Consider the following 15952-nt stretch of genomic DNA (forward strand, 5'->3'; position numbering starts at 1 on the left):
AATGAATTTTTATGAAATTTATCAGCTATTATTAAAGTTAGTGGCGACCATAAACAAACGTGGAAATGGCAGTAGCACACTTCCATCAGGAAATACAGGATATACCTTACTAATTTCCGTCTGATATGAGGCAAGGAAAGCCTCTTTTTCATCGGCTGTTAAAGGATCAAGAAAGGGACGTAAGCCTGTGCCCTTTAGCCATTCTACTATAGCTGCTGCACCACCCGAAAGCGGATGGTAGTAGGTGGTACGCCAGATATCTAATGTTTCTACTTTACTGCGTAAATTTTGATAATACCATTCGGCACCTTCCCGTGGTAAACGTTTTGCAGCAATGGCTAACTTTTCTGCCCAGGGGCCATTGGCAGCGGTTAGCCGCATTAAACGATGTGTATGTTCATCCAAATTATCGGGCATTTGAACTGCCAAAACACCACCTTTTGCTAGTTTTTCAATTAAAGCCGGAAATAAAACCGCATGATCAGGCACCCATTGTAAGGAAGCATTAGCAAAAATCAAATCATAAGGCCCGTCACCTTCCCACTGGCTAATATCGGCTACCTCAAACTGCAGATTAGGTAATCGCTTACGGGCAGCCTCGATCATGTCCACAGAACTGTCTATCCCCCTAACGGCTGCATTGGGGAAATATTGATGAAGAAATTCGGTAGAATTACCTGGCCCGCAGCCAAGATCGATCACTTTGGCCTTTTCTCCTGTAGGAACCTGCGATAAAAGATCTATAATAGGGCGGTTACGCTCTTTTTCGAATTTACGATACTGTGCCGCCGACCATGTATCGGGTTGAGGGTGGGGTGTGTTTTGCATGATAGAAATTAAACAATTAAGGCTGCAATTAGTTTAATTTGCGGGCTTGAGTTTACCCATGCTAAAGCATAAAAAAGCTTCAGGTTTTTACCTGAAGCTTTGGTGTGGTCCCGACGAGAATCGAACTCATATCTAAAGTTTAGGAAACTTCTATTCTATCCGTTGAACTACGGGACCATTTTATTTTTCAAATATCGCCTTCCTGAAGCAGATTTAAAAAATTTTTCTTTTTTAATTGCTTCGTCCCTGGTTTGGAACTCTTCATAATAAAAAATAATGAAGGGGAGATAAGCCTTATTTGATTTCGTCTTACCAGCGTTGTGTTCTTTTATTCGTTTCTCTAAATCTTCGCAATGCCCTTTGTAAAAATAATCAAAGTGCACACTTTTAATTACATAGGCAAAGTAACTCATATCTAAAGTTTAGGAAACTTCTATTCCCTGCCCGACTTTTGTCGTTCAGGCGGGTATCCGTTGAACTACGGGACCATTTTATTTTTCAATACCACCTTAATGGTTCAGGCGGGTATCCGTTAAACCATAGTGCCATTTGTTGCGCAAATATAACAAAAGTTTTGTCGCAAGAGAATTCATTTTAACAAGCATTTATCTAAGGATAATTGTCTTTAAAAACATAAAAAATCAATTATAATAGACGCTACTTAGGATAATGCATAGGGATAAGCAATAAAAAAAGCCATTTGAAATGAATCAAATGGCTTTATATTTTAATGCAGTTAAAATACTATCTGATTACACTGCCTTCCTGAAACTTTTCTACAGGTGCTACAAAAGTAAGTTTGCCTTCAGCATTTTCGGCCATCAAAATCATGCCTTGCGATAAAATCCCTTTGATTTCTCTGGGCGCCAGGTTAACAATCATACTAACCTGTTTGCCTACAATATCTTCAGGTTTATAATATTCGGCAATACCAGAAACCACAGTTCTTTCATCAATACCTGTATTTACTGTTAACTTTAACAGTTTTTTGGTTTTCTCTACCTTTTCTGCAGCTATAATAGTGGCCACACGGATATCCATTGCCGAGAAATCGTCGAACTGGATATTTTCTTTTGCCGGAACAGCAACAACATTACTCGCCGCATTACTGGCCTTGCTTTGGTTGAGCTTCTCGATCTGAAAGTCGATCTCAGCATCTTCAATTTTATCAAACAAGAGCACGGCCTCGCCAATTTCGTGACCACGTTTTAACAGGCTCACCGTACCTGCATCATCCCAGTCATGACCGCCATTTTTAAGCATCTTCATTAACTTTTCGGCCGTAAATGGCAGGAAAGGTTCGATCAGGATCTGAATATTGGCTGCTATCTGAAGTGCAATATGCAAGATTGTTCTTACGCGGTCTTCGTCGGTTTTAATAAGTTTCCATGGCTCGGTTTCGGCCAGGTATTTATTTCCTAAACGGGCAACATTCATTACCTCTGATAGTGCCTCTCTAAAACGGTAGTTTTCGATAGATGCCGAGATTTTAGCAGGGTAGCTGGCCAGCTCGTCTATAACCGCCTGATCTACTTCTGTAATTTCCATGCAGGTAGGCACCGTACCACCGAAGTATTTATGGGTAAGCACGACAACACGGTTTACAAAGTTGCCGAGTATGGCTACCAGTTCGTTGTTATTTCTCGCCTGAAAATCTTTCCAGGTAAAATCGTTATCCTTAGTCTCAGGAGCGGTTGCAGTTAATACATAACGCAATACATCCTGCTTGCCTTCAAACTCTCTTAAATATTCGTTTAACCAAACTGCCCAGTTTTTAGAAGTCGATATTTTTTGTCCTTCTAAATTTAAGAATTCGTTTGCGGGCACATTATCCGCCAAAGTATATTCGCCATGTGCCATTAACATCGCAGGGAAAATAATGCAATGGAAAACGATATTATCTTTACCGATAAAGTGAACCAATTTGGTTTCGTCGCTTTTCCAGTATTCTTCCCAACCACACTTATCGTTTTCGTAACTGCTGATGTAATATTCTTCAGCCTTAGGATTCCATACATCCAGCTTTGCATAGTTACACAGCTCTTTGGTCGCAGAAATATATCCAATAGGGGCATCAAACCACACATAAAGCACTTTACCTTCAGCATCGCGAAGCGGAACACGCACGCCCCAATCTAAATCGCGGGTCATTGCTCTTGGCTGTAAGCCTGCATTTAACCAGCTTTGGCATTGGCCATATACATTCGGGCGCCACTCTTTATGGCTTTCGATATAAGTACGTAAACGGTCTTCATATTTATCCAGTGGCAGAAACCAGTTCTTTGTTTCTTTTAAAATGGGTTTATCGCCTGATAGCGTCGATTTTGGATTGATTAAGTCGGTTGCATTAAGCGTAGAGCCACAGTTTTCGCACTGATCGCCATAAGCATTTTCGTTACCACATTTAGGGCAGGTACCGGTAATGTAACGATCGGCCAAAAATTGTTTTGCAGTGGCATCGTAATATTGTTCGGTAATTTCTTCTGTAAAAACACCTTTATCGTAGAGGGTTTCGAAGAAATCGGCAGCTGTTTGATGATGGGTAAGCGATGAGGTACGGTGATAGATATCGAAAGATACCCCGAATTCTTTAAACGAATCGCCAATAATTTTATGGTACTTATCTACCACTTCCTGAGGCGTAATTCCTTCTCTTTTGGCTTTTAAAGTAATGGGCACACCATTTTCGTCAGATCCACAGATGAACTTTACATCGCGTTTATTCGACCTTAAATAACGGGCATAAATATCTGCAGGGATGTAAACACCAGCCAGGTGTCCAATATGAACCGGTCCATTGGTATATGGAAGCGCTGCAGTTACGGTATATCTTTTTATTTTACTATTATCCAAAACAATTTTTATTAATTTGGCAAAGATAAGTGTTTTGAAGATGATTAAGCAGCCCCCGTATTTAAAAAAAGGAGATAAGATTGCCCTGGTATGTCCGGCAAAGAAATTACCCAAACCTATAAACCATGCCATAGTGCAATTAGAAAGCTGGGGTTTGGAGGTTATTATTGGCGAAAGTGTATATGCCAGTCACCACCAGTTTGCAGGAACTGATGCTTTAAGAACTAAAGACATTCAACGTTTTTTGGATGATCCATCTATAAAAGCAATTATTTCGGGCCGTGGTGGTTATGGCACCATCAGGATTATTGATGACCTGGATTTTACTGAATTTAACAAAAACCCGAAATGGTTTGTTGGTTTCAGCGATATTACCGTGCTGCTCTCCCATATAATTGCCCAATGCCATACGCAGTGTTTACACGCCCAAATGCCTTATACTTTTGACGAATCTACTGAAGAAGCACTAATCTCTCTAAAAAAAGCGCTATTTGGCGAAAAACAGACCTATTCTTACCAAAGCGACTTTAAAAACAGGGCAGGAGAAGCAACCGGGCTTTTGATTGGTGGTAATTTAAGTTTGCTCACCATGGTACAGGGCTCGGTTTCCGAAATGGATTTTACGCATAAAATTCTCTTTTTGGAGGACGTGGGCGAGCAAGAATATGGCATAGACCGCATGTTGCGCATGCTGAAAAGGGCGGGAAAGCTAAAAGCCTTAAAGGGTTTGATTATTGGCGCCTTTAATGAAATTGAAGAAGAAAAGATTTCTTTCGGTCAAACAGCTGATGAGGTAATTTGGGATATTGTTAAAGACTATAATTTTCCGGTTTGCTTTAATTTCCCAACCGGCCATATCGACAATAACCTGAGTATGGTTCTAGGTGCCGAGGTGAGCTTAAAAGTAGAAACAAATAACGTTCAATTTAAATATTTATAAGATGGCGATTTTAGACAATTTAGGAAAATACCGCAATACAGGCTTGTTACTGCTACGCATTGGTTTAGGCGTAATGTTTATTATTCATGGTTTCCCGAAACTTGCAGGCGGGCCAGATGGCTGGACTGGTTTAGGGGGAAGTATGAAAGTAATCGGCATCAACTTTTTACCGATATTTTGGGGCTTTATGGCGGCCGCTACCGAAACCTTCGGTGGTTTCCTTTTGATTGTAGGATTGTTTTTCCGTCCGGCATTAATTTTATTAATCTTTACGATGATTATAGCCGCACTGGTTCATTTCGGTAAGGGAGATGGTTTACAAGGCGCCAGCCATGCAATTGAATTAGGTATTGTTTTTTTCGGATTGATTTTTATCGGCCCGGGGAAGTATAGTGTGGATAAGAAATAAGCTAACATTCCTTCAATCTAAAGAGAAAGGCCTGGAAAAATTTCCAGGCCTTTCTTTTAACAAATCACCCATTAATATTAATAGTAAAAAACCGCTTTACCATCTGGCCATTGCCCAGGGTAGCAGAAACGGTTAAGACAACCGACCCAGTGGTGCCAGAAGTAGGAAGCGGAGCATCAGCTGCTCCTCTTAAATCTTTAACCAGCTTAGTAAAAGTATAAGTACCACCACTTACTGTAGCTGTTCCTAAGTTGTTTACAACAGTACCTGTTAGCGTAGTAAATGATAGTGTTTTTATATCTCCACTGTATGTAATTACAATATTTACTGTTCCCGTTCCCTTAATAGTAGGAGTAGCAGCAGCATAACTCGAGTAAGTGCCAATAACTGTGCTGGTATTGCCGTCAAAAACAATTGTAGCTGGTGTATCAAGTGTTTCTGGTTGTTTCGGGTCTTTTTTGCATGAGGCTAAACCTAGCACTGATGCAAATAATATGATTAAAATTCGTTTCATAGTTATTGATTATTTATCCCAAAATACAGATTTTACAAATACTGAAGGTCGGGCTGGTGTGTTAGGATTATAGCTTCTTTCGTTAAATGAATAAGGCAATATGCGCGGAATAGCTGTTGCTGGAGTTACTGGCGCCAATACAGGAAAACCAGTTCTTCTCCAATCGGTCCATGGCTCAATAGCAACCCCAAAATTAGCTACAAATTTTTCTTCAATAATTTTTTGCAGTGCATTACCAGTAATAACAGTTCCGTTGGCTGAAGCAAGATAAGCAGCTAAGCCACCGTTTACCGCAGTGGCTTCTGCAGCATCCGAAAATTCCACAGCCGAAGCAAACGAGGCTGTTATACCTGCTTTATAATAAGTATCTGCTGTAACCAAATCGCTTCCACCATTGGTTCTTGCATAATATTCTGCTAATATTTGATTTTGCTCAGCAAAAGTTAACATTCTTATTGGAGCTTCGCCAGAATATACACCTGCAGCTAGCTTTCCCCTTATATAAGTACTCATGCGCGAAAAAGCGGTACTTACCACTACATCACCATTTCCGTTTGTGGCGCCAACATAAACACCACCTTGTAAAGTGAGGAATGAATTTCTTCTGCTATCATTTTTACTGTTCATGATATCCACCAGTGTTTTACTTGGGAAAAACTGATTTGGCCTTGAGCCTTCGAATTGGTGAATAGGATTGGTCTGATTAGCTGAAGTTAAAAACCGCATTTGAAAATTGTCAGCATTTGTTCTGAACAACTTATTAGTTGCCAGAATAGCTAATATCCCTGTCTTGGCCTTGGTTGCATCAGCAGCTGTTGCATTGGTAGAGAAATAATGAATATACATCCTTAATTTCAATGCATTACCAAATCGCTCCCATTTATCCATATCGCCACCATAAAATAAATCATCAGTTGTTGGTGTCAACAAAGATGCTTTTTTAATATCAGCTATACCTTCGTCAATTAAGCCGAATAAATTATCATATATGGCAGAAGAGCCATCGAACTTTGGTTTTAAGTTTGCTTCATAACCCATTGCTTCTGAGTATGGAAGATCTCCAAAAGCATCTACATGGGTTTGGTAAACATAAGCCTTTACAAGCTCGGCAACACCAGCATATTTAGGGCTTGTTGCCTTGGTTTTCTCGATCACTTTCTGCAAGTCTGCCAGTGTACCTGCAAAAGTAGCCGCCCATGTATTATTGATATCGCTTTCACCAACTGCATATTTATCATATTGAGTAGGTTGCGCGGCGCCACCGCCCTGTGCAGCAAACTGTTGTACCCATAAGGATGTAAACCGATGAATATCAGATCCCATAGTAAAGCCCACTCTACCTTGCGCTGCAGGTAAAACCAAACTTGCATCCGGATCTTTTAATCTTGTAGGATCATCATTAATGTCTACAAATTTCTTGCACGAGCTCAGTCCTATCATGGCTAACGCCAATCCAAAAACTATTTCTTTTATATTAATTTTCATATTTAAACTCTCCTAATACTAAAATGATAATTTTAAAAATCCACCATATGTTCTAGTTTGAGGCTGGCCATTATATTCTATCCCTTGCCCATTACCAACACCTAAAAGGTTATTCTCTGGATCTAAGTGAGGGAAATTAGGCGCATACATCAAAAGATTTCTTCCTGTTAACCCAACATTAATTCCTTTTATAAATTTAAGTTTGGTTAACAATTTGCCTGGGATACGATAAGACAATGTGGCTTCGCGCAACCTGATCCAGGAACCATCAAAAACAGCATATTCTTGAGCTGCTGCTGAATATAAATCGCCATAATACTGCTCTGCTGTGATTAAAGTATTGTTTGGTGTGCCATCTGCGTATACGGCATTGTGCACATATAAACGATCTCTGTTGCCGGTTTCGGCAGCAACACCGTACCTTCTTAAATCGGTAATTGTTCTGGAATAAATATCACCACCGTAACGGATATCTGCAAATAAGCTTAACGACAGGCCTTTATAAGAGAATGTTGTATTTACACCACCAGTCCATTTTGGATTTGGATCACCTATTGGCTGTAATTCTGTGGTATTGATCTGACCAGAGCTCAATCTACCGTTCGCATCAACAACATCTTTACCATTAAGTTTTTTAAATACCTGACCAAAAAGGGTACCATATTGATATCCTGTAACAATACGGCCTTGTGGATTTGTAAAACCACCGTTACCGATAAAAGGCACACCAGGGGCTAATTCTACAACTTCATTTCTTCCTTTTGTAAAGTTTACGGATAGATCCCAGTTAAAATTTGTAGATCTTACCGGTGTTCCACTAATCAATAATTCAATTCCATGGGCTTTTAAGGTTCCTGCATTTAACAGGGTGCTGGTAAAACCAGAAGAAGGTGCGCTTGGAACAGAAAATATAATATCGGTACTTTTCGTACTGTAGTAGGCAACATCAATACTTAATCTATCTTTTAAAAACTTAGCTTCTAAACCAATTTCTTTTGATGCGGTAAATTCTGGTTTGATATTAATGTTACCAGCTGCATCCGAATACGTTTGTCCATTTACACCATTAAACGGGAAAATTAAATTTGGCCCAAAACCGTCAGAAGGACCTGCGGTACCAAAATATGTACCAGTGCTATATATCGGAGCCTCTCTACCCACCTTAGCATAATTTGCCCTTAGTTTTAGGTAAGTTAAAATATCATTTTTCTTTAACTCAGGAAAAGCCTCTGTAGCAATGAAACTGGCATCAACTTTAGGATAAAAATAACTTCTTTTATCAGGAGCAAATGTTGAAGAAACATCTCTACGTCCGGTAAAAGATAAATAGGCAAATGATTTATAGTCTAAACTAATATCAGCATATACCCCCACTAAACTCTGTTCAGTTATAGTTTGTAACGGAACATATGTTAAGGTATTAGAAATGTTATAATTATGAGCTGCCTGTATGCCATTACCGGTTACCTGTAATTGATCTTGTCTTCTGTAATTTATCTCATTTCCGAGTAAGAACCTGGCACCAAAATCTTTTAAGAATCTTTTATTGGCCACCAAGTTAAAATACGAACTCACTTCACGTCTGTTTGTCGTATTATCAATAATAGAACCGGCCCTACTTGCTGATTGGTTATTGTTAGATGATTTCTCATTTATTGTTTTCGATACATTGGTATACTGATCTATACCAATTTTATAATTAGCACTCAACCAATCTGCTATTTTATAATCAAGGCCAGCATTACCAATTACACGGTCTATTTTTTGTTTAAACAGAATATATTTGATAGACCATAATGGATTATCTGTTCCTAAAATATTGTAATAGGTATAGGCTGGGTTATTAACACGACTTGTAGGGATGTTATTTAAACCAGCAGGGGTTTCGAAAGGATAATTCGCTAGATTATAAGTCCTAGGTAATGTAGCGCCATCAAACAAAGGGTTCGATCTTGCATTTCCAGTTGGCGTACCTACAGAATTATTATGAACATATTGCACAGATGCACTCACTGTAAGCTTTTTAGTCAATTCTGTACTGGCATTAACAGTAAAGTTGTTTTTAGCTAAAGTATTATTATCTATATATCCGCTCTCCTTAAAGTTTCCGTAGTTAAAGTAGTAGGCCGTTTTATCAGTACCACCAGAAAAAGTAACATTATTCTGCAGGTTAAAGCCTCCTTTAAATATATCCTTAACGTTATCAGGATAGGCGGTAAGGGTTTCTGGATTTCCGAGGTAATTGGTAACAGTTTGCCCGGTTATCTTTGCCCCCCACGACATTTGAGAGAAAGAATCATATAATCCATTGGTTCCCTGCGAGTATTCGTTCTGATAATCAGGCAAACGATTAACTTCTATATAATTGTAGTTACTGCTTAACTCCACTCTTCCGTTTTGTCCTTTGCTCCCTTTTTTAGTAGTCACAATAACAGCACCAGCAACCGCCCTTGAACCATACAGCACAGCAGCAGCTGGTCCTTTTAATATCGTTACAGATTCGATATCATCCTGGTTTAAATCAATACCTCTGTTTGAGTTTGTACTACCAGTATTAACATTTTGCACACCACCGCCATTATCTATAGGAATACCATCTAGTACCCATAATGGTTGGTTCGATCCCGTAAAAGTTGTGGCTTGCCTGATGTTAATATTTGATGATGCACCTGTTGCTCCTCCTGTTGATAAGATTTTCACGCCAGCTACTTTACCTGCGAGTGCATTAACCACATTGGTTGAACGACCGGCCGTTAGATCGCTGTTCTTAACCGTAGTAGTCGCATAACCTAATGATTTGGTTTCGCGTTTTTGCCCTAATGCGGTAACAATTACTTCAGATAAAGATTTGGAATCTGTTTCTAAAGATGCATTTACTACGCTACCTCTAATGGCCACTTCTTGCGTAGAGTAGCCTACAGAAGAAAAAACTAACGCTTTGGCATCTGCACTTACCTTAATCGAAAATTTACCTGCGGCATTTGTAGAGACGCCTGAGTTGGATGCGTCTTTAATTCTTACACTTACGCCAGGGAGGGGTAATCCATCTTCCTGAGCCGTAACTGTTCCAGTGATTGTTCGATCTTGCGCTATTGCTGAGGTGGCAATAAATAGCAATATGAACAAACTTTGTAGAAGTTTTTTCATAAAAAATAATTTAGTTTAGTTAATAATACTACAAGATATGATTTAGTATTTTGTAATGCAAATTTTACAAACTTTAAATTTTCAGTCGTTGATATTTATCAAAGTGTTTATAGCAAGCAGGTTAGCATTTATAAGACATCCATTAGTTTTAAAGAAATGAGTATTATCCGGATGCAAATTAAAATGTGCCTGCCATACGATTTGAATTAGACATTCTAATTTCTGGATTGCAAGCGAAATATGGTGAGGATAAGAAACAAACACATCTACTTTGATAATCTGAAAGATATTCTTAAATTATACACATATAACCCGTACTCAAAATGAACAAAGGATTTTTTTTAGCTTCATTGCTTAGCATATCTGTTTATACTGCACAAGCGCAATTTAAAATTTCGCAAGACATTGTAGGCACTCCTATCGGTACCAAGCCAGAACGGACATTTATTGGTACCGAATACCTTTATGACAGCTTTATAAAAGGTCATGTTCTTCAGGCCGATGAAAAATACTTTAACAATATGGATCTCAATTACGACGTAATGTCTGATAGGTTAGTTTTTTTAAGTGGGGGACAGGAGATGGCCTTTAAGAATCCGGTCAAAGAATTCCAGCTTATTAAGCCTAAAACATCACCACTTTATCTCGAAGTTTTTAGAAATGGGTTTCCACCCTATGGCAATTATACAGAGAAAAGCTATTATATGGTTTTAAATTCAGGAAAGGCTATTGCTTTAAAAAAACCTGTAAAGGCTATTGTTGAAGTTACGCCATACGGATCTGCCAGAAGTCAAAAAACCATTGTTAACAGTGAGTTATATTTCATCTACAACAATGGACAGATGCTTAAGGTGAAAAAAGATAAGAAAAGTTTACTAAATGCTTTAAATGATAAAAAGGAACCATTGACTAAATTTATCACCGACAAAAAGTTAAACTTTAAATCGGATGAGGATATTCAAATGCTGCTTGAATATTACAATTCTCTCTCAGCTTCTTAATCATTTTCAGGGATTCCTATAACAAAAAACAGCCTTTCAAAATAAATTTGAAAGGCTGTTTTTTATCTGAAATACTACGTTACTTTACCATTCAGCTGCAGGATTACTAATAATCTCCTGGGCAGGAATAGGAAATGTATACCTAACATCTGCTACAGGAATAGTAGCGTTAGCTCCAAATGATTTTAGGGGTAAGTTTTTTCTGGCGATATCATTATACCTGAAGCCTTCCATTAACAATTCTATTCTTCTTTCCTTTAGGATCACATCAGCAAGTTGAGCACCAGTTGCTAAAACGCCAAAATCATAAGTCGCATCTGAGCGCTTACGAACAGCATCAAGCAAAGCTCTTGAACGAACCAGGTTACCACCTGTGCGTAACGCTTCTGCTTCAGCAACGTTTAACAACACTTCTGCGTATCTGATCATGGTTACATAATCTACAAAAGGACTTACAGCACTATGTTTTGTTGGGTAAGTATATAACGTTCCACTAATAGTAGCTGTAGAGATTAAAGCTGATGTTTTTCTTGCATCAGAAGCAGGCCAAATTGGATCAGTATATATGCCAGAATAAGTACCTGTAGTGGTGTTTATAGCATAATCTAAGTTACCTCCACCATCCCAACTGAAGTAGTAACCAATTTGATTCTGAGTGCCAGGTGCGTTTGTAGCAGCAAACGGAAAAGAAAAAATCGATTCTGAAGTTGTATATGGTGCAGTAAATACTGCTCTTAATGAAGCGGCTAGAGCATGTGGCGCACGGGCAGAGGTAGAAAAAGGTGCGGTTGCCGGAACAATTTTATCGCCTTCCTCAACAACTTTCGCGTAGTTACCCATAGTTAAATAGACTCTTGTTTTTAATGCAATGGCGGTATTTTTATGAGCCCTTGTTGTTCGAAGCAAAGCGGTTGAATAGGTGTTAGGAAGACCGGTTTCTGCAGCATCAAGATCTTTAAGAATCTGAGTATAAATTTCGGCTACACTACTGCTTTTTAATATGTTATTTGCTGTGCTAATTTCAGGGAGCAAACGCAATGGTAATCCTCTAGAAGCACCTGCATTGGAAATATAAGGCTTAGCGAAAATTTGAACCAAACTGAAATAGGTCAAACCACGTAAAAACTTGGCTTCAGATGAAAATTGATCATATTGAGCCTGGGTTAGTTTACTTTTGTTGGCCTCAAGCCCATCAAGAAAGACATTTACCCTGTTAATTAGTAAATATCCCTGGTTCCAGAAGTTACCAACATAAGTATCGCCGTTGTTATTGGTCGAATTATAGACCGTTGAGCCTGTTACGCCATTAGAAGTACGATTTATAAATTCTTCAGCTCTAATGTCATTATAAATCTGATAACGTCCACCAAATAAAGATCCGCTCTTTGCGGTTGAATATAAACCGGTTACCAAGGCCTCTATACGTGCTGGGGTTTCATAAGCACTTACATCAGGCAATGATAACTCTGGGGCAATTTGCAACGTTTCTTTTTTACAAGATGTGATGCTCGCGAATAAAGGGATAGCCACAATAGCCGCTTTGACTAATTGTAACCTATATGATTTTAAGTATTTTTTCATGTAGTTAATATTTAATTGTTACAAACCTAAGCTAAGACCAAAAGTGAACTGTCTCCCTTGTGGAATACTATTCCGCTCAACACCTGCAGCTAAGTTCGAGTTACCATTCGTCGAGATTTCAGGGTCTACACCAGAGTATCCTGTAATAATGAAAGCATTATTTACAGATGCATATACTCTTAAGCTTGTGATTCCTGTTCTTCCAAAAAGAGTGGCAGGTACTTTATAGCCTAAAGTAGCAGCCTGTAAACGTAAGAAATCTCCTTTTTCAACATTTTCAGAAATTGGGAAAGACGATCCATTCGAAATGTTATCTCCATAAACCACTCTTGGAATGTTGGTTTGCTGGCCAGCTGTTGTCCAGGCATTTAACACATCTGTTGAGTTATTCCAAAAACGCTGATCACGTAAACCTGCCTGAGAACCATTGTAGATATAATTTCCACCAGAGTAGGTGAACATGAAATTCAGATCAAAGTTTTTGTAGGTGAATGTATTGTTAAAACCTCCGTACCAGGTTGGAAGTGTGTTGCCAATGTATTTTTGATCATTTGCATTAACTGGGTTAGCAGCAGTACCATCCAAGTAAGTCCAGGCATTTACACCACCTTGATGTAAGTACTGAACTTCCCTGCCGTCTTTATTAACAAAGATTCTTCTTCCATTTGCTGGGTTTACGCCTCTTGTTTCAACAGCATAAATTCCCCCAATCGATTTGCCTTCTACAGTTATACTTGCTGTTTCAAGACCTCCTGTAGATTCAGTTAACTTAGGAAGTGATGGATCAAGTGCTGTAACCATGTTTTTGATTGTGGTAAAGTTAAGGCTCGAAGTCCAAGTTAAATCGCCGCCTTTAATTGGCGAACCACTTAAAGCGAATTCAAATCCTCGGTTGTACATGGAACCAACGTTAGTATTGATTTTGCCATCTGTATTCGGAATACCTTTCGATGGTGCTTGAGTAACACCTAAAATCAGGTTATTAATATCTTTATAGAAATAATCCATTTCAAAGGTAATGCGGTTATTTAATAAGCCAACATTTAAACCTATATCTGTTTGTTTACTGGTTTCCCATTTAAGTTCTTTGTTTGCTGCATTGGAAAATGACCATGCTAATGCTCCCTCCCCATAAATACCAGAACTATAAGTGGTGTAGCCTTGATAAGGCCCAACGTTAGCATTACCAACTTTACCATAACTCGCACGTAAACGTAGAGAATTAATGGTTGACCCTAGCGATGAGTTTTTGAAGAAGTCTTCTTGGCCTATTTCCCATCCAATAGATCCACCTCCAAAAGTTCCCCACTGGTTATCAATATAAAATGCTGAATTACCATCTCTTCTGATATTACCGCTTAGGAAATATCGCCCTTTATAGTTGTAATTAATACTTCCAATATATGCCTGCCATGCCTGTTCAGAGATTGAGTTACCACCAGCTACATTTGTAAAGAAAGTTCCCTGGTATTGGGTGAAAAATGAAGGATCCGCCAATCCTTGCCTAACAGACCCCCAGTTTACCGTTCTGGTATTTTGAATATCAGAACTGATATTCAAATTTAAATTGTGTCCTTCGCCAATCGTTTTATTATATGATAAGGTACTGATCCAGTTCCAGTTGTTTCTTCTTGCCGAATTATTGTATGCATAACCAGGATAAGAAAAACCGTCGCCATTAATAGGGTTCCAAAACTGAATATTTTCAGTATTACTTCTATCCCAAGAGTAAGTACTTCTTGCCGTTAATCCTTCGACAATCTTAATTTCAGCTCCTAAATTAGTAAGAAACCTGTTCGATTCCGATGTATTTACATCTTTGTCAATAATTACCTGAGGGTTAACGTAAGTAATAGGTACCAAGTTGGCTCCGCTTCCAATATTATTACCAGATACGCTGTAACTACCATCATTATTAAATGGTTTAATATTCGGAGCCATTACTACAGCTATTCGGCCCAAGCCTGATGAGTTAAAGGCTGCTCCGGGTATAGAACCACTATTCGGTGAACTATTTAAGCTGTTATTATAGTTAATATTTGCATTTAATTTTAACCAACTTGTTGCCTGGTGGGTAAGATTTGCCCGGGCTGAATATCTTTTAAATGAGTTTGCCTTTAAGAAACCGTCTTGATCAGAAAGACCACCAGATAGATAGTAAGTAGTTTTGTCTGTTCCTCCAGAAACGGTTACAGCATGGTTTTGAGAATAGGCAGTACGATAAATTACATCATACCACTTTGTATCAACAATCGATCCATCAGGATTTAATGTTGGAAAGAAACTCTCGCCATTTGCATTTCTCTGAGACGCAGGAACTGTATTGGGGTTCAAAGCCAAAGCATTTTTCATCGCTGTGTTTTTCGACTGGATATATTGCTCTGCATTTAATAACTCAGGTAATCTAACAGCATTATTAACACCTGCCCATCCATCATAACTTACTTTTGCAGATCCTGATTTACCTTTCTTAGTGGTAATCACTAATACGCCAGCAGCAGCTCTTGATCCATATAATGCCGTTGAAGCAGCATCTTTAAGGATGTCTATAGTCTCAATATCAGCAGGATTGATATCGCCCAATGGATTATTTGCTGAAGAGTTGGCAGAAACATCGCCTGTTGGGAAAGGAATTCCGTCAACAATAACCAATGGGAATGAACTTAAGGAGATTGAACTCACACCCCTCACACGAATAACTGGAGGATTATTCAATAAACCATTTGGTTGCACAATACTAACACCAGCGGCCTGGCCAGTTAAACCCTGGGTAAAACTTTGAACAGGTTTATCTTTCAGATCATCGCCTTTAACCGTTGAAACCGAACCAGTGAAGTCTTTCTTTTTCACTATGCCATATCCTGTTACCACAACATCTGTTAATGTTTTAGAGTCGCTCTCTAAGGCAACATTAATTGTTGACCCTCCACCGATCGCTCTTGAATGAGTAATATAGCCGATGTAAGAAAATTCTAAAGCCGTTGCCTTCGAAGTTACACGAACTGTGTATTTACCATCTGCACCTGTTGTGGTTCCGCCTGTTGTACCTTTAATTTTAACACTTACACCTGGAAGTGGCATCCCATCTTCCTTACCTGTAACTGTTCCAGTGATTGTTCTTTCTTGCGCTATTGCCGAAGTAGCAATAAATAGCAATATGAACAAACTTTGTAGAAGTTTTTTCATGAAAATAA

At 38.7% G+C, this 15952-nt stretch carries 11 protein-coding genes and 1 tRNA gene; 3 read left to right on the plus strand and 9 right to left on the minus strand.

What is annotated here, in order from left to right; all coding sequences use genetic code 11:
* Positions 1-21: 21 nt before the first annotated feature.
* From CA265_20255 to CA265_20270, 4 genes are all read right to left on the minus strand, one after another.
* Positions 22-828, minus strand: coding sequence for a trans-aconitate 2-methyltransferase (locus CA265_20255; GenBank protein ID ARS41860.1), 807 nt, complete (start codon positions 826-828; stop codon positions 22-24).
* 100 nt (positions 829-928) lie between these two features.
* A tRNA-Arg gene (locus CA265_20260) sits at positions 929-1004 on the minus strand.
* On the minus strand, positions 996-1241 hold the full coding sequence (locus CA265_20265; protein ID ARS41861.1) for an excinuclease ABC subunit C: 246 nt from the start codon (positions 1239-1241) through the stop codon (positions 996-998). Before CA265_20265 ends, CA265_20260 begins: the two co-directional genes overlap by 9 nt.
* Before the next feature lie 331 nt (positions 1242-1572).
* Entirely contained in the window at positions 1573-3687 is a 2115-nt protein-coding gene (locus CA265_20270) for a methionine--tRNA ligase (GenBank protein ARS43073.1), read from the minus strand.
* 34 nt (positions 3688-3721) lie between these two features.
* On the opposite strand from CA265_20270, the gene CA265_20275 reads away from it, so the two are divergent.
* Positions 3722-4621: an LD-carboxypeptidase gene (locus CA265_20275; GenBank protein ID ARS41862.1), complete on the plus strand. Its 900-nt coding sequence runs from the start codon at positions 3722-3724 to the stop codon at positions 4619-4621.
* A gap of 1 nt (position 4622) precedes the next feature.
* The gene (locus tag CA265_20280; GenBank protein ID ARS41863.1) at positions 4623-5030 is read left to right on the plus strand and encodes a DoxX family protein; all 408 of its coding nucleotides are present in this window, start codon (positions 4623-4625) and stop codon (positions 5028-5030) included.
* 64 nt (positions 5031-5094) lie between these two features.
* Here CA265_20280 and CA265_20285 read toward each other — a convergent pair whose 3' ends face one another.
* The 3 genes from CA265_20285 to CA265_20295 are packed head-to-tail and all read right to left on the minus strand — an operon-like array spanning position 5095 to position 10176.
* Complete coding sequence (locus tag CA265_20285; protein ARS41864.1) at positions 5095-5544, minus strand: hypothetical protein; 450 nt, start codon at positions 5542-5544, stop codon at positions 5095-5097.
* A gap of 9 nt (positions 5545-5553) precedes the next feature.
* The gene (locus tag CA265_20290; protein ID ARS41865.1) at positions 5554-7029 is read right to left on the minus strand and encodes a hypothetical protein; all 1476 of its coding nucleotides are present in this window, start codon (positions 7027-7029) and stop codon (positions 5554-5556) included.
* 18 nt (positions 7030-7047) lie between these two features.
* Positions 7048-10176 (minus strand): hypothetical protein, encoded by a 3129-nt coding sequence (locus CA265_20295; GenBank protein ARS41866.1) that lies wholly within the window; start codon positions 10174-10176, stop codon positions 7048-7050.
* A gap of 323 nt (positions 10177-10499) precedes the next feature.
* Here CA265_20295 and CA265_20300 point away from each other — a divergent pair, with 323 nt between their 5' ends.
* On the plus strand, positions 10500-11177 hold the full coding sequence (locus CA265_20300) for a hypothetical protein (GenBank protein ID ARS41867.1): 678 nt from the start codon (positions 10500-10502) through the stop codon (positions 11175-11177).
* Between the two features lie 84 nt (positions 11178-11261).
* On the opposite strand, the gene CA265_20305 is transcribed toward CA265_20300, so the two are convergent.
* Positions 11262-12758, minus strand: coding sequence for a RagB/SusD family nutrient uptake outer membrane protein (locus CA265_20305; GenBank protein ARS41868.1), 1497 nt, complete (start codon positions 12756-12758; stop codon positions 11262-11264).
* 18 nt (positions 12759-12776) lie between these two features.
* Positions 12777-15944, minus strand: a complete 3168-nt coding sequence (locus CA265_20310; GenBank protein ID ARS41869.1) for a SusC/RagA family TonB-linked outer membrane protein — start codon at positions 15942-15944, stop codon at positions 12777-12779.
* Positions 15945-15952 lie beyond the last annotated feature (8 nt).

The sequence above is a fragment of the Sphingobacteriaceae bacterium GW460-11-11-14-LB5 genome, assembly GCA_002151545.1.
Lineage (GTDB): Bacteria > Bacteroidota > Bacteroidia > Sphingobacteriales > Sphingobacteriaceae > Pedobacter.